General features: G+C 53.7%; 20 protein-coding genes. 11 read left to right on the top strand and 9 right to left on the bottom strand.

The genetic code is table 11. The features are described from left to right. The first annotated feature begins 1 nt into the window (after nt 1). From VGJ94_17060 to VGJ94_17025, 8 genes are all read left to right on the top strand, one after another. Complete coding sequence (locus tag VGJ94_17060) at nt 2-1,099, top strand: Gfo/Idh/MocA family oxidoreductase (protein HEY3278327.1); 1,098 nt, start codon at nt 2-4, stop codon at nt 1,097-1,099. Beyond that, nucleotides 1,086-1,703, top strand: a complete 618-nt coding sequence (locus VGJ94_17055; GenBank protein ID HEY3278326.1) for a DapH/DapD/GlmU-related protein — start codon at nt 1,086-1,088, stop codon at nt 1,701-1,703. Before VGJ94_17060 ends, VGJ94_17055 begins: the two co-directional genes overlap by 14 nt. A gap of 23 nt (nt 1,704-1,726) precedes the next feature. Beyond that, the gene (locus VGJ94_17050) at nt 1,727-2,800 is read left to right on the top strand and encodes a glycosyltransferase (protein ID HEY3278325.1); all 1,074 of its coding nucleotides are present in this window, start codon (nt 1,727-1,729) and stop codon (nt 2,798-2,800) included. 109 nt (nt 2,801-2,909) lie between these two features. Beyond that, entirely contained in the window at nt 2,910-3,701 is a 792-nt protein-coding gene (locus tag VGJ94_17045) for a hypothetical protein (protein ID HEY3278324.1), read from the top strand. Then, nucleotides 3,698-4,282, top strand: coding sequence for an acyltransferase (locus tag VGJ94_17040; protein ID HEY3278323.1), 585 nt, complete (start codon nt 3,698-3,700; stop codon nt 4,280-4,282). The genes VGJ94_17045 and VGJ94_17040 overlap by 4 nt, the downstream gene beginning before the upstream one ends. Before the next feature lies 1 nt (nt 4,283). Then, a complete protein-coding gene (locus tag VGJ94_17035) occupies nt 4,284-5,117 on the top strand; it encodes a class I SAM-dependent methyltransferase (protein ID HEY3278322.1) in 834 nt (277 codons plus the stop codon). A gap of 150 nt (nt 5,118-5,267) precedes the next feature. Further along, complete coding sequence (locus VGJ94_17030) at nt 5,268-6,428, top strand: glycosyltransferase family 1 protein (GenBank protein ID HEY3278321.1); 1,161 nt, start codon at nt 5,268-5,270, stop codon at nt 6,426-6,428. Beyond that, nucleotides 6,425-7,315, top strand: coding sequence for a hypothetical protein (locus tag VGJ94_17025; protein HEY3278320.1), 891 nt, complete (start codon nt 6,425-6,427; stop codon nt 7,313-7,315). The genes VGJ94_17030 and VGJ94_17025 overlap by 4 nt, the downstream gene beginning before the upstream one ends. A 28-nt stretch (nt 7,316-7,343) precedes the next feature. Here the strand turns inward: VGJ94_17025 and VGJ94_17020 are convergent, their stop codons facing one another. The 4 genes from VGJ94_17020 to VGJ94_17005 are packed head-to-tail and all read right to left on the bottom strand — an operon-like array spanning nt 7,344 to nt 11,002. Continuing rightward, nucleotides 7,344-8,192, bottom strand: coding sequence for a phosphate ABC transporter ATP-binding protein (locus VGJ94_17020; GenBank protein HEY3278319.1), 849 nt, complete (start codon nt 8,190-8,192; stop codon nt 7,344-7,346). Nucleotides 8,193-8,203: 11 nt separating this feature from the next. Next, nucleotides 8,204-9,052, bottom strand: a complete 849-nt coding sequence (pstA, locus tag VGJ94_17015; GenBank protein ID HEY3278318.1) for a phosphate ABC transporter permease PstA — start codon at nt 9,050-9,052, stop codon at nt 8,204-8,206. Further along, nucleotides 9,049-9,945, bottom strand: coding sequence for a phosphate ABC transporter permease subunit PstC (pstC, locus tag VGJ94_17010; GenBank protein ID HEY3278317.1), 897 nt, complete (start codon nt 9,943-9,945; stop codon nt 9,049-9,051). Before pstC ends, pstA begins: the two co-directional genes overlap by 4 nt. 58 nt (nt 9,946-10,003) lie before the next feature. After that, nucleotides 10,004-11,002 carry a substrate-binding domain-containing protein gene (locus VGJ94_17005; protein HEY3278316.1) on the bottom strand — a complete coding sequence of 333 codons (999 nt, stop codon included), beginning with the start codon at nt 11,000-11,002 and terminating at the stop codon, nt 10,004-10,006. Between the two features lie 360 nt (nt 11,003-11,362). Here VGJ94_17005 and yihA point away from each other — a divergent pair, with 360 nt between their 5' ends. Next, complete coding sequence (yihA, locus tag VGJ94_17000; GenBank protein HEY3278315.1) at nt 11,363-11,953, top strand: ribosome biogenesis GTP-binding protein YihA/YsxC; 591 nt, start codon at nt 11,363-11,365, stop codon at nt 11,951-11,953. Nucleotides 11,954-12,332: 379 nt separating this feature from the next. Here the strand turns inward: yihA and VGJ94_16995 are convergent, their stop codons facing one another. From VGJ94_16995 to VGJ94_16980, 4 genes are all read right to left on the bottom strand, one after another. Continuing rightward, nucleotides 12,333-12,641 carry a hypothetical protein gene (locus VGJ94_16995; GenBank protein HEY3278314.1) on the bottom strand — a complete coding sequence of 103 codons (309 nt, stop codon included), beginning with the start codon at nt 12,639-12,641 and terminating at the stop codon, nt 12,333-12,335. 78 nt (nt 12,642-12,719) lie between these two features. Continuing rightward, a complete protein-coding gene (pyrE, locus tag VGJ94_16990; protein HEY3278313.1) occupies nt 12,720-13,265 on the bottom strand; it encodes an orotate phosphoribosyltransferase in 546 nt (181 codons plus the stop codon). Nucleotides 13,266-13,267: 2 nt separating this feature from the next. Further along, nucleotides 13,268-14,650 carry an amidophosphoribosyltransferase gene (gene purF / locus VGJ94_16985; GenBank protein HEY3278312.1) on the bottom strand — a complete coding sequence of 461 codons (1,383 nt, stop codon included), beginning with the start codon at nt 14,648-14,650 and terminating at the stop codon, nt 13,268-13,270. After that, nucleotides 14,651-15,199 carry a macro domain-containing protein gene (locus VGJ94_16980; GenBank protein ID HEY3278311.1) on the bottom strand — a complete coding sequence of 183 codons (549 nt, stop codon included), beginning with the start codon at nt 15,197-15,199 and terminating at the stop codon, nt 14,651-14,653. 169 nt (nt 15,200-15,368) lie between these two features. Between VGJ94_16980 and recG the strand changes: the two genes are divergently transcribed. Both recG and pyk read left to right on the top strand, forming a co-directional pair. Continuing rightward, a complete protein-coding gene (gene recG / locus VGJ94_16975; GenBank protein ID HEY3278310.1) occupies nt 15,369-17,456 on the top strand; it encodes an ATP-dependent DNA helicase RecG in 2,088 nt (695 codons plus the stop codon). Nucleotides 17,457-17,542: 86 nt separating this feature from the next. Next, on the top strand, nt 17,543-18,979 hold the full coding sequence (gene pyk / locus VGJ94_16970; GenBank protein HEY3278309.1) for a pyruvate kinase: 1,437 nt from the start codon (nt 17,543-17,545) through the stop codon (nt 18,977-18,979). A 453-nt stretch (nt 18,980-19,432) separates the two neighbouring features. Here pyk and VGJ94_16965 read toward each other — a convergent pair whose 3' ends face one another. Next, nucleotides 19,433-20,065, bottom strand: coding sequence for a response regulator transcription factor (locus VGJ94_16965; GenBank protein ID HEY3278308.1), 633 nt, complete (start codon nt 20,063-20,065; stop codon nt 19,433-19,435). Between the last annotated feature and the right edge of the window lie 8 nt (nt 20,066-20,073).

Raw genomic sequence — 20,073 nt, 5'->3', positions numbered from 1 at the left:
AATGATGGAGACGTTGACGGGTTCGAGTAAGGAGACTATCAGGTTCGCTCTTATCGGCTGCGGGTCGATCGCGGCAAAGCACGCCCTCGCCATCGGGCGACTAGAGAATGCGCGACTGGTGGGAGGTTATGATGTCGAGGCGGGAGTGGCCAATGCATTCTCCTCAAAGCATGGGGTCCCTGTTTTTGAGAGTATTGAGGAGATGGTCGGGAAGACGGACCCCCATGTGCTGTGCGTGCTGACGCCCTCAGGGTTGCACGGCGAAAACGTGCTTGAGGCAATCAGGTTTAACAGGCATTTCGTGGTGGAGAAGCCTTTGGCCCTGCGTTTGGACCAAATCGACCGCATTCTCGAAGAGTGCGACAAAAGACAGCTGAAGCTGTTTGTGGTACAGCAAAACCGGTTTAATCCCCCCATAAGAAAGTTAAAAGAAGCAATGGATGGCGGCAGGTTCGGAAAACTCGTGATAGGTACGGTGAGGGTCAGGTGGAAACGCGATCAATCTTATTACGATCAAAGGCCCTGGCGAGGTACGTGGAGTAACGACGGAGGCGTGCTTACCAATCAGGCGAGCCACCACATCGACATGCTTATATGGATGATGGGCGAGGTCGAGAGCGTAATCGCCAAGACGTCAACCAGGTTGGTCAACATTGAAGCTGAGGATACGGGTGTGGCGGTCCTCAAATTTCGAAATGGCGCTCTCGGCATCGTAGAGGCCACGACAGCGGCAAGGCCCAGGGACCTGGAGGGGTCGATCAGCGTTCTTGGAGAAAGGGGCACCGTTGAAGTAGGGGGGTTCTTCATGAATGAACTGAAGATCTGGGAATTTACCGATTCTCACCCTATGGATGAGGAGGTGCGACGAGAATACGGGAAGGTGCCCAACGAACAGGCGTGGAACCACACAGAATTTTTCAGAGACGTGGTATCGAGCTTGCTCAATGGGACAAAGGGATTGATAGACGGAATAGAGGGGCGGAAATCAGTGGAACTGATCAATGCAATTTACGAGTCGGCGGAAACAGGCAAGGAGGTTTTCCTGAGATTCTCCCCAAAAAAATGCCGTCTCGGTGAGGTGGCTGATGTCGATAAGTAAGAGTGCGATTATCTATCCTAATGTGAAACTGGGACAAAATTGCATCGTGGAGGATTTTGCGATCATAGGAGCAGTGCCCAGGGGGTATGAGGCGGGAGATCTGGAAACGGTCATCGGCGACAATGCGGTGATCCGCTCACACACGGTTATCTACGCCGGCAATAGGATAGGCGACAATTTTCAGACGGGCAATAAGACAAATATCAGGGAGCTGAACGTGATCGGAAAAGGGGTGAGCATCGGAACCCTTTCCATAGTGGAGCATCACGTGTCGATCGGCGACGGGGTCAGCATTCACTCTCAAGCCTTTATCCCCGAGTACACGATTCTGGAAGACGGGTGCTGGATAGGACCTAACGTGGTAATCACCAACGCAAGATATCCCAAATCAAGAAACGTGAAGGAGACCCTTAAGGGGGCTCATATCAAGCAACAGGCCATGGTCGGAGCCAACAGCACGCTTCTGCCGGGCGTGGTGCTGGGCATGGGTTCCCTTGTGGGAGCCGGCAGCGTGGTGACGCGTGATGTGGGGGAAAAGAACGTCGTGGCGGGAAACCCCGCCAAAGTGATCAATTCCATCGATAATCTCCCCTATACGTTTTAAAATAGCGGAATTTCCACTCTCATATGCGAATATTTCTTTTTGTCGAATATTATTCCCATTATCTGAACGACTTTTACAAGAAAAAGAGCTTCGCCGATCTCCCCTACGATCAGCATTTATCATATCTGATCGACGATTACTTCGGCAGTTTCGGTTCATATCTCAAGTATTTCAGAGGTCTGGGACATGAGGTGGAACTTGTAATAGGCAACGATTTTCTCCTTCAGAACAAATGGCTCAAGGAGAGGGGCATAAAAAAGGGTGCCGGCCCGGCCAACAAGAAGGAGACCGTCCTTCTTCAAGTGCGTGAATTCAAGCCCCATGTCTTTTTCATGAGCAGCATGTACGAGTATTACGGAACTTTTCTAAAAGAGGTAGCCGAGACGACCCCGAACATTTTTACGTGGATCGCCGCGTCCTATCCGAAGAACCTCGATTTTTCGCATGTAAGGTGCGTAATTTCATCGGTGGAAGACTTCGTCGCTCGGTTTCGTAACTTAAAGGTCAACTCGGAAGTATTGAAAGCGGCATTTGACGCCGATATTGCGGCGCGCCTTGATAATAAAAGGACAATGGATGTCTCTTTTGTGGGCGGATTATCGAGGAGAACGCATGCGCGCAGGATGGATGGGCTCGAATATGTTCTGAAGAGCGGCATCGATCTCAAAACCTACGGCTACGGCCTCAAAAGGCAGCTCATCCCTTTTCGGCCCGATCCGATCCACAGGAGTTATGGGGGAGCGCTTTGGGGAATGGAGATGTACAGGGCCTTGAACCATTCCAGAATATCCCTCAATTTTCATATCGATTTCGTAAAGAACTGGGCAGGAAACATGCGCCTCTATGAGGGGACAGGGTGCGGGACCGTTTTGCTCACGGAGAGCGCAGAGGGCCTTGATGAGATGTTCGATGTGGGGAAAGAGATAGTGGTATATGATTCTTTAAACGATCTCGTAGAAAAGATAACATACTATCTTGCCCATGAAGCCGAGAGGGAAGCCATAGCCGCGGCAGGCCAGAGGGCGTGCATCGAACGGCACGGGTACGACAGAAGGATCGTCGAATTCGATGCAATTCTAAAGAAATATTCCACCTGACGGGGCTGCCGGTTCATTGCGGCCTATTGGTCCTCAGGGTGTGGCGAGCGCGAAAAAGGCCGACAGATAATTGCTCATGATCGATTTGAGAACTTCATATGATGCGCTCATGCGAATCAGGTTCCAGGTGACGGGAAAGAGGCCGTGGACCCGGGGATACGTGCCGTACCGGGACCGGTTCATATCAACCGTACTGCGGAGCGGCACTTTTGACCCCCGTGCATTGCCTCAAGGATATGGCGTGGGTCTTGACGAGCGTGCCATTGAATATCCATGGCTCTTCGCCAGGCTGCCCAGGGGAGCGGGGAGGCTCCTCGATGCGGGTTCCGTTTTGAATTATGATTTTTTGCTGACCCGTAACGATATGAAAGCCAAGAAGGTGTTCATCTCCACCCTTGCCCCTGAGAGCCGGGCGTTCTGGAAATATGGAATATCCTACGTATTCGAGGACTTGAGGGAGACGTGCTTCAGGGATGGTTTCTTTGATTGGGTGGTGAGTCTTTCGACCATCGAGCATATAGGTCTCGATAACACATTGATCTACACGAAGGACGGCTCCAAGAGAGAGAACATTCCCGACGCCTATTTGACCGCCGTCAAGGAGTATGGCAGGATACTGAAAAAAGGCGGACTCCTCTATCTCAGTTTTCCTTTCGGCGCATATAAGAATCATGGATGGTTCCAGGTGTTCGATGACCCCATGATTGACCGCGTGATCGATGTCTTCTCCCCTTCCTCCGTAGCTGAGCTCATCTTCCGTTATGAACCGGGGGGCTGGAAGATATCGAACCGCGAAGAGAGCGGAAGGGCGGTCTGTTTTGACGCCACCGCGCGGAAAAACTATAAGAAAGGCTATCCCTCCTTTTCGGAGGCAATTGCATGCCTGGAGCTTAAAAAATGATACCCGACCGCCTCCTTTATATGATTCGCAGGGCAGGCAGCTCGAACAGGCGTTGCAGGAAACATAAAACCGCCAGGTTCTACCGCAATACCTCGATCATCAACAATCTCGGTCAGGACAACGCGATTGTGATAGGGGCCTTTTCTCATGTAAAGGGGGAGCTCCTCACCTTCGGTCATGGCGGCGCCATAAAGATCGGGGAGTACTGCTATGTGGGGGAGAACACCCGGATATGGTCAGGAAAATCGATCACCATAGGGGACAGGGTACTCATTTCGCATAACTGCAATATATTCGATAACGATACCCATCCCCTCAACCCGAGGGAGAGGCATGAACAATTCAGGGAGATAATCGCGACCGGGCATCCCCGGGCCGTTTACCTCAACGACGAGGAGGTCGTCCTCGAGGATGACGTGCTTGTCGGTGCCAACGTAAGCATTCTCAAAGGAGTGAAAATAGGCAGGGGTGCGGTCATAGGGACGGGAAGCGTGGTAATCAGGGATGTGCCGCCTTTTTCCGTTGTGGTGGGAAATCCGGCAGAGGTAATAAGGGAGATCCCGCCGGAGGACCGGCAATAGCATGACCTGGGAAGAAGCAGTCGAGTGGCTCAAGTCCCAGCCGGATAAACAGTACCTTGTCGAGGCAGCCTATTATGACGAGCCTGCGGCGGAGGCGGCAAAGCGATTTGCCTCAGGCGGAGAATGGCGGGAGGTCGCGAGAATTCTGACGCCCTGGATGCCCGGGAAGGTCCTTGACCTCGGAGCGGGCAATGGCATTTCGAGCTACGCCTTTGCCCGCTCCGGATGCATAGTGACCGCATTGGAGCCCGATCATAGTTTCAAGGTGGGGGGCGGCGCGATAAAGACCCTTGCAGGGGAGACAAAATCGCGCATAGAGGTGGTGCAGGGCTATGGGGAAGAGCTGCCCTTTAAGGACGGCACATTCGATATCGCCTACGGAAGGCAGGTGCTCCACCATGCGGAGGACCTCAGGGCCGTGTGCCGTGAGGCGGCACGGGTGCTGCGGTCCGGGGGGGGTTTTCTCGCGACCAGGGAACATGTGATATCAAGAAAGGAGGACCTGCCCCGATTTCTCGAGAGTCACCCCCTTCAGGCCCTCTATGGGGGGGAGAATGCATTTCTCCTCGATGAATACACCGAAGCCATAAAGGCTTCCGGTTTCGCGATCGATTCCGTATTCGGGCCCCACCAGTCGCCCATCAATTATTTTCCCATGACTAAGAATGAGAAGGAAGAAGAGATAAGAAGGCTAATCTCAAGGCTCACCGGTTCTTTTATGGCACGTATTATTTGCGGCCCCGCTGCGGCGAGAAAAGGGCTCTTCCGTCTCCTCACGAGGGTGGATAATACCCCCGGACGTCTTTATACGTTTTTAGCGCGTAAAATCATATGAAAAAAAGGTTCTTATGGCCAGGCTCTCGGGGTTCATCGGCAGCCATAGGGCACCGTTTCCGCATTACCCGTTTGGGGTTCATGCCTGCCATAGGGTTCGAAGAGGGGACGCCACGCTATTCGCGATGGTCCCGGGACGAGGCGCTTCGTAATGGATAAGATCCATATCTGCCTGAAAAGCATCTTTGGCGATTCCTGGTTGGGCGGTTCCCTCTATATGCAGAATCTCGCGCGCGCGGTGGCGAGTCTTCCCCGGGAGGAACGGGAAGCTATCCTGCTGAGCGTGGTGGTCCGTGCGAAAAAGGGAGAAGGGGAAAGGGTGTTCGGCCCATTTGCGGATACGGTATACGCAAATGGGCTGTGGAAGCTTGCCCTTTCCGAAGTCGCAAAGCAGGCCGCCCGTGTATCTTTTATGCGCGGGAAGCTCCTCAACCCCAGGCAATATGATTTTGTCTATCCGGAAGTGGCGGGCGCAGCGGCGCCGTACATCTGGGGAGGATGGATTCCTGATTTCCAATACCGTTACCTGCCACAAATGTTTACCCATACTCAAATAGACAGATTCGAAAGAGCATACTCCTCCGTCGCTCGAAATGCGGCTGTGGTAATCCTGAGCAGCAAATCTGCCGAGCAGGATTTTCAGCGCTTCTACCCCCATGCCGCATCGCGGAGTGCGGTTATGACATTTGTGAGCCCCATCGATCCGGAGTGGCTTCGACCCGACCCGACAGAAGCCCAGGCGAAGTACGGCCTCCCGGACCGTTTCTTCCTGGTGAGCAATCAGTTCTGGAAACACAAAGACCACCTTACCGTCATAGAGGCCGTAGGGAGGTTGAAAGAAAGGGGGACCGAATGCGTCGTCGCGTGTACGGGGAGTGTCGATGAAAAGGACGTTTCTTATTTTCAAAAGATCGGGGACAAGATTAAAAGCATGGGCCTCGAGCGTCGGATCCCGATCCTGGGCTTTATCCCCCGCATCGATCAGATACAGCTCATGAGAAGGTCTCTCGCCGTAATTCAGCCGTCTCTTTTTGAAGGGTGGAGCACGGTGGTGGAAGACGCCCGTTCATTAAGCAAGCCGATTCTCCTCTCCGATTTCCCTGTCCATATAGAACAGGACCCGCCGGACGCCTTTTATTTCCCACGAGGGGATTATGGGAAGCTTGCGGACCTGATGGCAAAGGCTTGGGACACATACGAGCCCGGCCCCGACCCGGAACGTGAAGCGCGCGCGCAGACGGCCAACGGGGAAAGACTTGTCGATTACGGAAGGAGATTTCTTTCGATCGTAAGGAGGGTCTTGAGCCGATGATTACCATATTCAGTTGCCCAAAACCCTTTCGCGGTCATGTTGAGATTATTCAGCGCAACGCGGTGCAGAGCTGGCTCAGGCTCGATCCCACGCCTGAAATCATTCTCGTGGGCAATGATGACGGGGTGGCGCAAGCAGCGTGCGAATACGGGGTGAAGCATGTCCCCAAGGTCGAATGCAATGAATTCGGCACGCCCCTCATCAGCTCCATATTCCACGAATCGGAGAAGGCTTCGACTCGTCCTCTCATGTGTTACGCAAATGCCGATATAATCTTTATGCAGGATTTTATGGAAGGGATTAAGAGGGTAACTGCAGTGAAGCCGGGGGCCCTCATGGTGGGCAGAAGGTGGAACGTGGATATCATCGAGCCTATCTCATTTGATGACCATTGGCAGGATGCGCTTTTCTCCCTGGCGAGGAGCCGGGGCGCCCTTTACCCTTATTATGCGATTGATTATTTCGTATTCCCGAAGAACGGTCTCGGCAGAATTCCCCCCTTCGCAATCGGTCGTCCCGCATGGGATAATTGGGTTATATACAAGGCCTGCTCGTCCGGCATGCCTGTAGTCGACCTGACAGAGGCAGTGACCGTGGTTCATGAGAACCACGACTATTCTCACCATCCCGAAGGGTGGAAAGGGGCTATGCAGGGTGAGGAATCGAAGCGGAATATTGCTTTGGCAGGAGAAGCGGCCCATGTCCATAGCCTTCTTGACGCACCATACAGGCTGACGGACAAGGGGATTGCGCGACGCTATCCGCCCCTTTACCAGCCTTTCTATCTGTACAAGCAGCTTGTTATCCTCTCACTCTATCTTCCGCCGCTTAAGCCCCTTGTGCGTCTTATCAAGGCAGCAGGGGCCCGCATATCAGCCCGCCGGTAGCATCCTACCTTTTTAAACCCGATTATTTTTAACTGATCTCGCCCGAAATATATGCCTTCGTCCTGTCGTCCCTGGGCGAGGCAAAGAATTGCTCCGCCGGACCGTGCTCGACAAGCTCGCCCATATAGAGGAAGAGGGCGTAGTCGGATATTCTGCGGGCCTGTCTCAGGATATGAGTGACGACGATGATGGTATATTTCTCCTTCAGGATCTTAAACCGTTTCTCGATGAGTTGGGCCGAGATCGGGTCCAGGGCTGAAGTCGGTTCGTCGGCCAGAATAACCTCCGGTTCCACAGCGAGGGCCCTTGCGAGGGCCAGCCTTTGCTGCTGTCCGATCGAAAGGCGCGAGGCCGGCGAGTGGAGCCTGTCCTTTACCTCATCCCATAGGCCTGCTACGCGGAGGTACGACTCGACCAGGAGGTCCATGAGCCCGCCCCTGGGAGTTTTTTTGCCTATAATGGAGCCCGGGGCGCCTGCGAGGGAGAGAAACTTTTGCTCCTCCAGATCCGAAAGCTGCTTGCCTAATTCCGATTCAGTCATACGGTGAATCCGCGGACCGAATGCAATGTTGTCGTAGATGGACATGGGGAGCGGATAAGGCCGTTGAGAAAGAAAACCCACCTTCTTTCTCAGTGCCAGGACATCCGCATTGGGGTCATAGGTGTTGACGCCGTCTATGAGCACGCTCCCTGTCACCTTCACGTCCTCCGTGAGGTCGAGCAGCCGGTTGAGACTCTTGAGCAAAGTAGTCTTACCGCACCCTGAAGGACCTATGATCGTGGTGATGCGGCTGTCGGGAATGTCCGCGGTGATATCATGGAGCACCTTGTGGTCTCCATAGCTAATAGTGAGGTTTGTGAGGCTTATATGGGACATAGATGATCTACCTACCTTACGATATGTTTGGAAAAGCGGCGTCCGAGAAGACGGGAGACGACGCACACGATGAGGATGATTACCAGAAGAATAAGGGCAGATGCATACGCCCGCTCCTGCACCTCGGGGCTGGGGGTCCCGATCTGAAAAAAGACCGCAAGGGGAAGAGAGGCGACCGGATCGAAAAGAGAGCGGGGAATGTAATCGGTGTACCCGGCGGTAAAGAGGATAGATGCCGCGTCGCCGATCCCTCGCCCGAATGCGAGGAGCACGGCGGTTACAATACCGGGGAGGGCTTGTCGCAAAATTACCGAAAAGGTAGTCTCGAGCTTTGTGGCGCCCAGGGCATAGGAGATTTCCTTAAGCTCCAGGGGTATCATGCGGATCACCTCTTCCATCGACCGCACCATGATAGGCAACATGAGAAGGGTAAGCACGATAATGCCCCCGAGGAGAGAGGCCCTCAAACCAAAATAGATCATGACGACGAAGCCGAAGGCGCCGTACACGATGGAAGGGGTGCCCCACAGCACGTCGAGGGTCAGTCTCGTGAAATTTGCAATGTGCCGGTTCGCGTACTCCTTCTGCAGGGCGAAGGCGGCGGGAAGGCTTAATAAAATCGAAATGATGGAGGCCCCGAGGGATAGATAGAGGGAGCCCACAATAGCGTTTGCGATGCCTCCGCCTTTTCCGAGATAATATCCGCCTTTAGGGGTTTCGATAAGCATGCTGAGGGTAAGGGCCGGCGCACCCTTCACTAAAATGATGAAGATGATGCCGGCGAGGGTGGTCAGCACCACCGCAAGGGATATTATCATGAGCGCCTTAAATAGGGATTCCGTAGCTCTTCGTGACCTCAATTGCCGTAATACCCCCTCTTCATGAGACGTGAAAGCGTGATATTGGCGCCGAGACTGAAGACGCCTACCAGGAAGAGAAGGATCAGAGACGCGAAAAGAAGGGCTGAGTCATAAAGGGGTATGGACATCATTTCGCCATAATTGTTCGCAATCAACGCAGGCAGGGGATAGGCGGGATCGAAGAGGGAAACAGGGATTTTCGCCACATTTCCAATCACCATAAGGACGGCAATGGTCTCCCCGAAGGCGCGGGCAAAACCAAGGACGATCGCCGCGATTATCCCGTGAAGGGACGCCTTCACTACCACGTGGCGGGCGGTCTCCCATTTTGTGGCCCCCAGGGCAAGCGCGCTTTCCCGCGCCTCCTTCGGCACGGCAGCAAGCACCTCCATGGTTACTGAAATGATTACCGGGGCGACCATGACGGCGAGTATGATGCCTCCGGAAAGAAGGCTATAGCCCGTGGTGGGCGAACCCAGAAGGCGGCCGAGCTCGTGGACAAAAGGTACCACGGCTATGACGCCGCAAAGTCCGTAGATAACGGACGGAATGCCGGCAAGGATATCGATCACAAGACGCACCAATTCCCTGAACCGCTTATGGGCAAATTCAGAAAGATAGATTGCGGAGAGGAGACACATGGGCACCGACAGAATCATGGCAATGGCGGTTACCTCGATGGTTCCTACTATATAAGGGAGGAAACCGAATTCCCCCTTCACCGGATGCCAGGAAGAGGAGAAGAGGAGGCGGCTGAGGGGGTGAGTCATCAATATGGGTTTAGATTTTATAAGGAGCACCGCCACCACAGCCAGCGCTAAAAGATTGATGAGAATAAGAGAAGAGCGGATCGATATTTTCGCCGCACTGTCCTTAAGGTACCGCCACTTCACGCCGGTCACACCTCCCGCCCTGAAACCGAGAGGCTGATCGTCTTTTTTGGTCCTGACCTCATTGGTCCATCTTCCGAATAGTATCTTTAATCAGCGAATCCTCGAGCCTGATATAGCCGACTTCATCCACGTATTTCTGACCTTCCGTGAGTATCCATTTTACGAAGATCTTTGCCGGTCCTTTAAAACGCTCTTTTGTGATAAGGTTTAATGACCGCGCAGGGGGGGAGGGATAAATGCCGGACATGACGGCTTTGATTGCCTTCTCCTTAGTGCTCAGATCTTCTTCAGGATCTACTCTTCCATTTCCGTTTACATCGACCGGAGGAACGGCAAGTCCCTTGATGGCGAGTCCTGTTTTGGAGTCATAGGCATAATTAAGATTGTTGAAGCCTAAAGCCATTACATCTTTCCTGACCGCATCCGCCACGCCGGGGTCGCCGTATACGCCGACTCCCTTCAGGTCTTCCTGATTTTTCCCGCCGAGGTAGGCGGCCCATGTCTCGGCAGCCCCACAGGAATCGGACCTTGTGTAGACCTGAACTTTATCCTTTGACGGTGTGCCTCCGAGCTCGCCCCACGTGAGGGCGCGGCTTTTAACCCAAAGATTTATGAACTGATCTTTCTTCAGCCCTGTCCGGGTCAGTATCTCTTTTGCCGCCGGATTCTCTGCATTCATAGTGGGGAAGACCGCGTCCTTTACCACAGGAACGAAAAAGCCTCCCTGCCGAATCTCTTCTTCTTTGATGTCCCGTGAAACCATACCGATATCGGTGAGACCCGCAAGGGCATCGGCCGCGCCCTTTCCCGCCCCGCCTGCCGAAACATCGATTCTGACGTGAGGATAGATCTTGTTGAACTCTTCCGCCCACCTCACCATCATAGGGTAAAGGGCCCAAGCGCCTGAAACGCGAACAGTACCTTTAAGTTGAATGCCCGAAGAGACTGCATCTTCCTTTTGTCCGCAGCCGGCGAGGCCCGAGAAGAGGAAAAAGATGAAGAGAAAGCAAAGAATGAGGGAGTGGGACGAGAGGAATTTGTGCCCTTCGGTTATCAAATGATATCCTCCTTGAGCAGATACCCGAGGATTGAGGTTCTTCTTTTGGACTGCACCTCGTGTTTATCGTGAACCATCGACGTCTCCGCCTTTTCGGTATATTGCATCTTGCGAGACATGGATGATGAAAGACGGGACAACTTTCGCTCAATGGTGTTCATAAAGCCTTTGAAACCCTGGAATGACTATTTTAGGTAATATCCATGAAACCTTATTTGAGCCTAACCTACCATACCCTCCTGAGGGTGTCAACGGATTTTTGGCCGCTCCGCTTTACCGGGACCTGCCCCTTGTCTGCGTGTGAACCTGTGGTATACTATAGCGCGGCCGAGCTTCCGGTTCGGCAATAAAGGAAGGAATATGAAGATATTAAATGCCGAATATATGAAGGGAGTTACTCGACCGGACGAGACCGCAGACGAGACTGTCCCCGAGGTCTCTTTTATAGGGCGGTCGAATGTCGGAAAATCATCGATGATCAACAGGCTGGTTATGCGAAAAGTGGCGAAGACCAGCTCGACGCCCGGGGCGACGAGGATTATCAACCTCTACAAGGTCCTCTATGAACTCGGAGGCGGCAGGAAGTCGATGATCTTTTCCGATTTTCCGGGATTCGGTTACGCCAAGGTATCGAAAGAGATGTATAAGGGCTGGGAATCCATGATCGGGGGTTATATAGCCGAAAGCCGGCGCATCCGTGACCTTATCTGGGTCTACGATGTGAGAAGGGATATAGACGATCTTGATAAGGCCCTGATAGATTGGGTTTTTTCCCTGGAACTTGAATTTTCGGTGGTATTGACGAAAATCGACAAAGAGACGAGAAGTAATGTAATGAAGAAGAAGATGCTCTTCTCGCGATATTTCGGCGAAAGCCGTGTCCTTACCTTTTCAGCAAAGGACGGCTATGGGAGAAAGGAGTTGCTCTCGCATATTGTGGCGGAACATTAAAGGGGCTTACGTCGCCAGCTATTTTAGGGGCTCACGTCGCCAGCTATTTTAGGGGCTCACGTCGCCCCCTCCACGGGCAAAGCCCGCGGAGCCTTCCCCTCTCGCTCGCGGTGCGAGCTAAATAGAAACAAGAACTCATTCCGTCGGTTATTTGCAGGGTCCTGCGTCGCCAGCTATTTGAACGGGCTCACGTCGCCCCCCGGCCTTAAGGCCCCTACTGTTGGTCCACGGGCAAAGCCCGCGGAGCCTCCCCTTCTCGCTCGCTAGGCGAGCTAAGGTGAAACAGAAAACAAGAGAAGGAACTCGTCGCCTTTAAGCGCCTGCTGTTGGTCCGGGGGCAAAAACCCGGGGTGCCTGTCGCTCGCGGTGGGAGCTAAAGTTACTTCTTTATTATCTGCTTTGCGTATTCGTTGTCGGACCTTTCGAGCTTGATCGTTACTTTGTCGCCTACCTTTATGGAATTCAGGTCGGTTTTTTTTCCTTTCACCTTGATTACCGTATCAGGGCCGATTATGGGTCCCACTGTGCGGGCGCCGTAACCTTTTCCCTGTACGATCACTATGGCCTTTCCTGCGGGATCTATGGCGGTAACTTTGCCTGTCGCCGTTTCCATTTTGGCCGCGGCGATTCCCGTAAAAATAAGAGAAAGAGCAACTACAGTAAGAATAGTCGATGCAATGCGTTTCATCCTGACCTCCCCTTCACATTTTTTCCGGTATAACCCCGGCATTACCTTCTTTCGCGCCCGACCCGCAAATTTGACTTATTACCGTAAGTCGGTGAGGGTGAATATGGATCTAAAACTATATCCTCCGGCCTCGATGGCAGCCTTCCCGCCTTCCAGGCGGTCGAGGAGGGCCACGATACCCTTGACCTTATATCCCTCTTTTTCGGTTACTTCTATTGCCTTAAGAGACGAGCCGCCCGTGGTGACCACGTCTTCGAGGATCACCACATTCATGTCCCTCTCGAGGTTCTTCCCGCCCTCTACCCATAAATTCTTCCCGTGTCCTTTGGGCTCTTTCCTGATGAAAAAGCCGAGGAGCGGATCCTTTTGCGCTGCCGCCCGGAGTACCACGGAGCAGACCAGGGGATCGCCGCCAATGCTCACGCCGCCCACGGCCTGGATTCCCGGTAATTCGCGCACCATCCGGTGCATGATGCTGCCCACGAGAGACATGCCTTCCGGGTTGAGAGTGGTCTCCTTGGCGTCGATGTAATAGGTGCTTCTCTTCCCACTCGTAAGGACAAAATCGCCCTCTTCGTAGGACAGATGCTTCAATAGTTCCAACAGCCGTTTTTCCTCGTTCATTTTCACCTCTTCACGAATAGTTCCATCTGCTCGAGCTCCATGCCCCACGGAAATTTCGATGGATAGGCGCCTGTAAAACAGGCATCGCAATAAGAATACTCTCCATTGTCGAGGGCCCTTTTCATCCCGTCCACAGTCAGGTACTTAAGCGTATCGGATTCCATGTATTTATTGATCTCTTCGGGCGAGTGAGAGGATGCGATCAGCTCGCCCCTTGAAGGCGTGTCTATGCCATAGAAGCAGGGATACTCCGTAGGGGGAGAGCTTACCCTGAAGTGGACTTCCTTTGCTCCGTATTGTCTCAGCATCTTTATGATCTTCCGGCCGGTGGTAGCCCTTACAATGGAATCGTCTATGACGACGATCCTTTTCCCTTTCACTACGTCCCGTACGGCGTTCAGTTTCAGCTTTACCCCGAAATGGCGGATCGACTCTTCGGGTTCTATGAAGGTCCTGCCCACGTAATGGTTTCTTATGAGCCCGAGCTCGAAAGGTATGCCTGTCTCCTGAGAGTAACCTATGGCCGCCCCTATGCCCGAATCGGGGATGGGAATCACCATATCGGCCTCCACATGAGTGTCCCTCGCCAATTCCCTTCCCAGGGCCTTTCTCACGGTATAGACGGTCTTGCCGAACATGAAGCTGTCGGGTCGTGCAAAATAGATATATTCGAAGATACAGCGTTTTTTATTCACCTTTTTAAAAGGCATATAGCTTTTTACGTCGTCATGGGTAATGTGGAGGATTTCGCCCGGCTCTATCTCCCGTAAGTATTCGGCTTCCACCAGATCGAAGGCGCAGGTCTCGCTGGAGACGACGTAGGAATCTTTGAGCCGGCCCAGCACCAGGGGCCGGAACCCGTAAGGGTCTCTCAGGGCGATAAGCTCCCGGTCCGTCATGACAAGGAGGGAAAAGGAGCCCTCCAGCCTTCTGAGGGCGGCAATGAGCCTGTCGAGGGTAGAGTTTTCGTGAGAGAGGGCCACAAGATGGATGATAACCTCCGTATCCGTGGAGGACTGAAAAATAGAGCCGTAACTCTCAAGCTCGTCTTTTATGATCTTTGCATTGGTGAGGTTTCCATTATGGGCGAGGGCGATGAATCCCTTTGAGTACTCCACCACAAGGGGCTGGGCATTGCCGATGTTGCTCGATCCGGCAGTCGAATATCTCACGTGTCCGATGGCCGAATTACCTTTCAATCGCCTGAGGGTAGTCTCATTGAATATATCCGATACGAGTCCCATCTGCCGGTGGGACAGTATGGCGTCGCCGTCCGAGCTTGCGATTCCCGCACTTTCCTGCCCCCTGTGCTGAAGTGCGTGAAGACCCAGATAGACAATGTTCGCTGCGTCCTTATGATTAAATATTCCAAATATACCGCACATTTATATCCCTTTTTCTTTTTTTCTCAGCTCTTCTTTGAAGAACCGAATGATCTCCGCATCAGTAAGATAAAAATTAACTTCCTTGAGCGATGTGGCCTTACTTTTGAGATAGTCGGTTACCTCCCCGACCATGATCTCGGCGCATCGTTTCTTGGGAAAACCGAAAATACCCGCACTTATGGCAGGAAAGGAGATACTCCTGAAACCTTGCTCGGCGGCCAGGGATAAGGTATTTCGGACGGCCTCCGTCAGTTTGCGCTCCTCATCCCCTTCACCCCATCTGGGTCCTACCGCATGAATTACGTGACGCGCCTTGAGTCTGCCTCCCGAGGTGAGTGCACATCCGCCCACGGGGACATGGCCTATGCGATTACTCTCCTCCTGTATGACTGGCCCTCCTTTTCTCGAGATGGCCCCCGCCACACCGCCTCCATGCTGGAGGTGCGAGTTTGCGGCATTGACGATCGCGTCCACGTCGCTTTCAGTGAGATCACCTTCAACGATCTTTATCACCCCATTATTTGCAATGAGAAGGTTGTCTGATTCCATGGCTTCCATAGAGGCCGCTGACGATCTGTGTATTTCCCGGGACCCGATCGACCACCGATTGCGATCCTCGTGAGGCGAAGGACAGGAGGCCACGCCCGGACTCTCCTTGGCGGTCAGGTTCATTTGTCGTTTAAATCGGCTCTCGTATATTGTAATATAAAAATCGCAAATGCGAAAGAGAAATGAAAATCTCGACCGGCCCGTGAGCGACCTCAAGGGGGTAGGACCTGCCATAACCCGTGGACTTGCAGGCAGGGCCATTCATACAATTGAGGACCTCCTCTTTTTCCTGCCCACCAGGTACGAGGACAGGAGGGAGATAAGGCCCATTTCGGAGATCGAAGAAGGAGAGCCGGCACTCATTGTCGCTCGAGTGCTCACCCAGGGCTCCCTCTCTTTCCGCAGGGGCGGAAAAGCCGGGTATCAGGCGGTGGTGACGGACGATACGGGTACGATCTGCCTGAAATGGTTCCACCATCCCCCTCGTTATCTCAAGGAAAGCGCCTCGAAGGGCACCCTTCTCCTGATATCGGGCAAAGTGACGCGTTTCGGCGCGCAAAGACAGATCGTTCATCCCGATGTGATGCCACTTGAAAACGAGGAGGAGTCGCGAGAGTACAAGGCCGTGATCCCACTCTATCCGGAGATCGAGGGGGTTAAACGGGGAATATTAAAGAGACTGGTGAAGAAAGCCTTCGAGGACCATGGCGCCTCTCTGGAAAGCCTCATACCCGTTGGAATCGAGAGTCGCCACAGACTGCCGTCACTCAGGGAGGCGCTGGAAGCGCTCCATTTCCCTCATGTCCCTCCTCCATTATCGGATGAAGATTTTGTCGAGCGAAAAAGGCTCATTATAGAAGAATTCTTCCTTTTCCAAGCGGCAGTGCTCCTTGAGCGGGAAGAGGGGAGAAGATTTCCGGGCATCAGGCTTGACATCAATAATGACCTTTACAGGGGGACCCTTGGAAACCTCACCTTCGATCTCACCACCGCACAACAAAGGGTCTTGGAAGAAATAGAAGGAGACATGGCGGGGTTGCGCCCCATGAACCGCCTGCTCCAGGGGGACGTGGGCTCCGGCAAGACGATTCTCGCCATCCTCGCATCCTGTATTGCGGTAGGAGACGGGTTGCAGGCGGCCTTTATGGCGCCCACGGAGATACTGGCCGAGCAGCATTACCTGACGGTCCACAGGATGTTCGAGGAGACAGGGGTGCCGGTCTTTTACCTGAGGGGCGACATGGGAAAGGAGAGGGAGGAGACACTCAGGCGAATGGAGTCCGAAAAGTCCTTCATCCTGATCGGTACCCACGCCCTTCTGCAAAAGGATGTCACTCTGACGCGGCTCGGGCTCGTGGTGGTGGACGAGCAGCACAGGTTCGGCGTGAGCCAGAGGAGGACCCTGAAGCAGAAAGGGTTCATGCCCCATGTCCTCGTGATGAGCGCCACCCCAATCCCGAGAACCCTTTCCCTGGTCCTCCATGGAGACCTCGACGTGTCGATCCTCGACGAGCTCCCCCGGGGCAGGCACCGGATCGCGACCCATGTCCTGCCCGATTCCCTGCGGTCTGAAGCGTATCGCATGATAGAGGCCGAGCTTGAGAAGGGCCGGCAGGCATACATGGTCTATCCCCTCGTGGAACAGTCCGAAAAAGTGGACCTTCTCGATGCCACGGCCATGGCTTCCCACGCGGAGACCCTCTTTCCCGGCAGAAGGATAGGCCTTCTCCACGGGAAAATGAAACCCCGGGAGAAGGAGCAGATCATGTCCGCTTTCAAGGCCGGAGAGGTGGACGTGCTGGTCTGCACGACCGTGGTTGAAGTCGGAATCGACGTGCCGAACGCCACCGTGATTGCCGTAGAACATGCGGAAAGGTTCGGTCTTTCCCAGTTGCACCAGCTCAGGGGGAGGGTCGGAAGAAGCACCTTTCCCTCGAAGTGCCTTCTCCTAACCCAAGCGAAACGAACGGAGCAGGCGTCGCGCCGCCTCAAAATCCTTGCCAAAACGAATGACGGCTTCCTGATTGCCGAGGAGGATCTGAAGATCAGGGGGGCGGGAGAGATGTTGGGGCTAAGGCAATCGGGTCTCACCGGTTTCCGGATAGGAGACCTCCGCCGTGACGGGGAAACGATGGCCCTTGCCCGCGAATTAGCCGCGGAGGCCCTGAAAGAGTGGTCCCATCCTGAAGCGGAGGAGATCAAGGCGATCTTTGCTAAAAGGTGGTCTCACGGCCTCAATGTTTTCGATATTGCATAATTTGACCGGCGCCCGATGGACTAAAGCGGCGGGGGAGACAGCCCCGGGTCTCTGTCCCGGGAAAATAAATCTGAAGGAGGACCTCCATGGAGGATGGGAGAAAAGCGAGAATAGTCTGCACCATAGGACCCGCCACACAAAGGGAGAGTAAAATTGAAGCCCTGATCGCGAGCGGAATGAATGTGGCGAGACTCAATTTTTCCCACGGGGATCACGCCTCCCATGGAGAAGTGATCGGGAAGATTCGCAGGGCATCGCTCAAGCTCGAGAAACCCGTTGCCATACTCCAGGACCTCCAGGGCATAAAGATCAGAGTCGGCCGGCTTCAGGGGGGCAAGGTAAAACTGACGGCGGGAGACCAGGTCGATATTTTAACAGGCGAAGGGTTGGGTACTGCAAAAGCCTTCTTCATCCCCTATCCCACCCTTATCGATGCGGCGAAGACGGGCGACGTCATTCTCCTCGACGATGGCATGATCCAGTTGAAGGTCCTTCACAAAGAAGGAGAGAGGCTTGTTACTTCAATAGTCGAAGGGGGCGTACTGAGGGAAAAGAAAGGGGTAAACCTGCCCGGGATGAAGCTCAAGGAGTTGTCTTTCACGGCAAAGGATAAGCAGGACCTCGAGTTCGGGCTTGCAATGGGGATCGATTATGTGGCTCTTTCTTTTGTACGGTCCGTGAGGGACGTGCGTGCGGCCAGGACTTGGCTCGCGAAGAGAAATGCGTCTATTCCCATTATCGCAAAGATCGAAAAAAAGGAAGCCATCGATGCCATCGACGAGATTCTCAAAGAGGTAGACGGCATCATGGTAGCCCGGGGGGACCTCGGGGTCGAGACTCCCCTGGAACAGGTTCCCCTCTATCAGAAGATGCTCATCGAGAAAGCCCGGGGGAACAGGAAGCTCGTCATTACGGCAACCCAGATGCTCGAGTCGATGACGGTCCACGAGAGACCGACCAGGGCGGAGGCCACTGATGTGGCGAATGCGGTGATTGACGGGACCGACGCACTCATGCTTTCCGAAGAGACTGCCTCGGGGAAGTTTCCTGTCCAGGCAGTGGAGACCATGGGCAGAATTATCCGATATACCGAAAGCTCCAGGGTGGGCCCGGGTGAACACCGGCCCTTCTCTTTCGGGCCGGACAGGATCTGCGAGATACCCGAAGCTATTGCCCATGCGGCGTCACGGGCGGCCGCGGAGGTAGGGGCGAAGTTTATCGTCGCTTTCACCACCACCGGCTTCACAGCCCACCTCATTTCTGAATTCAGGCCGGAAACACCCATAGTGGCCTTTTCTCCCTACGAAAAAGTGGTGAACCGTATGGCCCTTTATTGGGGGGTCCTCCCCTATCGCGTGGAAAGCCTCGAAACCTCCGAAGAGCTTGTAAGGCGCCTCGATCGGGAGCTCATCGAGTTAGGATACGCGTCTGTGGGCGACAAACTGGTGATCGTGGCGAGCCTGCCGCTGCTCGTGGGAGGTACGACTAATTTTATAAAGATTCATGTGCTGGAGGGCCGTTAGGGGGAATTCGAAGTATATCCGAAGATTTTGATACCTTTGTTTGTCCGGGTCCGGGAAGGGTGGCCGGCAGCGCGGCGCAGGATTATCTAAAAAGCTTAACCCTTTAGAGAAATGGCTGAGAAATTGTAAGCGAAAATCTCACGAAATAGATGCACCCCATACCTGAAGGGGGGGTGGCAGGGGTGCAGCCTATTTCAGTGAGCGGTCACCCTCCATTCTGAAATACCAAAGGATGTGTCGGAGGGATAATCCACTAAACTTCGACCGGTTAAAAATCGGTACCTCACTCAGTGAATCGGCTTACGGATGTCCGGTCTTTTGAAGTATTCGCACGGTGCGAACATCCGTATGCCACCTCATCTGTTACCCTATAAGCATATCAAATCGATGAAAGTGTGAAAATAGGTTGATTTCTGATTTATATGTCCGAATTTGTCCTACAAATAGGGAGATTTATTCGACCAGAAGGTTTTTTATCGCATAATGGGTGACTTCGGCATTATTTTTGAGACTCATTTTCTCAAGGATACGGGCCCTGTAGGTGCTGATCGTCTTCACGCTCAGGGATAATTCATCTGCGATATCGCTTAACCGCTTACCTCCGGCGATCAGGAGCATTACCTGGTACTCCCGGTTCGACAGCTTAAAATGAGATGCCTTTCCGCCGTCCGTCTCCAATTCGAAGGCGAGGCGCTCGGCCAGGCTGGCACTTACGTATTTCCCCCTATTGAGAATGGTTCTGATGGCTTTTACCAGTTCTTCGGGGGCACTCTCTTTGGTGAGATAGCCCGCGGCCCCGGTCCTCAGTGCCCGCACCGCGTACTGGTCTTCCGGATGGATGCTTAAGACGAGGACGGGCAGTTTAGGGTATTTCTGTCTCAGCTCTTTCAGTACGTCCAGGCCGCTCCGTCCGGGCATCTTGATATCGAGGATCACGATATCCCAGGTGCCCTTTGTCATGAGGGCGAGCACTTCATTGGCGTCACTGGCTTCGCCGGGTACCGCCATATCGGGCTCGTCGGAGAGTATCTGCTTCAGGCCCCGTCGCACGATGGGATGGTCGTCGGCAATGAGAATTCTTATCATGAGAGACA

This window comes from Syntrophorhabdaceae bacterium, from assembly GCA_036504895.1.
Lineage (GTDB): Bacteria > Desulfobacterota > Syntrophorhabdia > Syntrophorhabdales > Syntrophorhabdaceae > PNOM01.
Note: the sequence above shows the minus strand (reverse complement) of the source record. Positions and strands in the feature narration are given on the sequence as shown.

Excerpts from the sequence above, each read along its gene's own strand:
- VGJ94_17060 (HEY3278327.1), top strand. The coding sequence starts at position 2 with ATGATGGAGACGTTGACGGGTTCGAGTAAGGAGACTATCAGGTTCGCT.
- VGJ94_17055 (HEY3278326.1), top strand. The coding sequence starts at position 1,086 with ATGTCGATAAGTAAGAGTGCGATTATCTATCCTAATGTGAAACTGGGA.
- VGJ94_17050 (HEY3278325.1), top strand. The coding sequence starts at position 1,727 with ATGCGAATATTTCTTTTTGTCGAATATTATTCCCATTATCTGAACGAC.
- VGJ94_17045 (HEY3278324.1), top strand. The coding sequence starts at position 2,910 with ATGCGAATCAGGTTCCAGGTGACGGGAAAGAGGCCGTGGACCCGGGGA.
- VGJ94_17040 (HEY3278323.1), top strand. The coding sequence starts at position 3,698 with ATGATACCCGACCGCCTCCTTTATATGATTCGCAGGGCAGGCAGCTCG.
- VGJ94_17035 (HEY3278322.1), top strand. The coding sequence starts at position 4,284 with ATGACCTGGGAAGAAGCAGTCGAGTGGCTCAAGTCCCAGCCGGATAAA.
- VGJ94_17030 (HEY3278321.1), top strand. The coding sequence starts at position 5,268 with ATGGATAAGATCCATATCTGCCTGAAAAGCATCTTTGGCGATTCCTGG.
- VGJ94_17025 (HEY3278320.1), top strand. The coding sequence starts at position 6,425 with ATGATTACCATATTCAGTTGCCCAAAACCCTTTCGCGGTCATGTTGAG.
- VGJ94_17020 (HEY3278319.1), bottom strand. The coding sequence starts at position 8,192 with ATGTCCCATATAAGCCTCACAAACCTCACTATTAGCTATGGAGACCAC.
- yihA (HEY3278315.1), top strand. The coding sequence starts at position 11,363 with ATGAAGATATTAAATGCCGAATATATGAAGGGAGTTACTCGACCGGAC.
- VGJ94_16995 (HEY3278314.1), bottom strand. The coding sequence starts at position 12,641 with ATGAAACGCATTGCATCGACTATTCTTACTGTAGTTGCTCTTTCTCTT.
- pyrE (HEY3278313.1), bottom strand. The coding sequence starts at position 13,265 with ATGAACGAGGAAAAACGGCTGTTGGAACTATTGAAGCATCTGTCCTAC.
- purF (HEY3278312.1), bottom strand. The coding sequence starts at position 14,650 with ATGTGCGGTATATTTGGAATATTTAATCATAAGGACGCAGCGAACATT.
- VGJ94_16980 (HEY3278311.1), bottom strand. The coding sequence starts at position 15,199 with ATGGAATCAGACAACCTTCTCATTGCAAATAATGGGGTGATAAAGATC.
- recG (HEY3278310.1), top strand. The coding sequence starts at position 15,369 with ATGCGAAAGAGAAATGAAAATCTCGACCGGCCCGTGAGCGACCTCAAG.
- pyk (HEY3278309.1), top strand. The coding sequence starts at position 17,543 with ATGGAGGATGGGAGAAAAGCGAGAATAGTCTGCACCATAGGACCCGCC.
- VGJ94_16965 (HEY3278308.1), bottom strand. The coding sequence starts at position 20,065 with ATGATAAGAATTCTCATTGCCGACGACCATCCCATCGTGCGACGGGGC.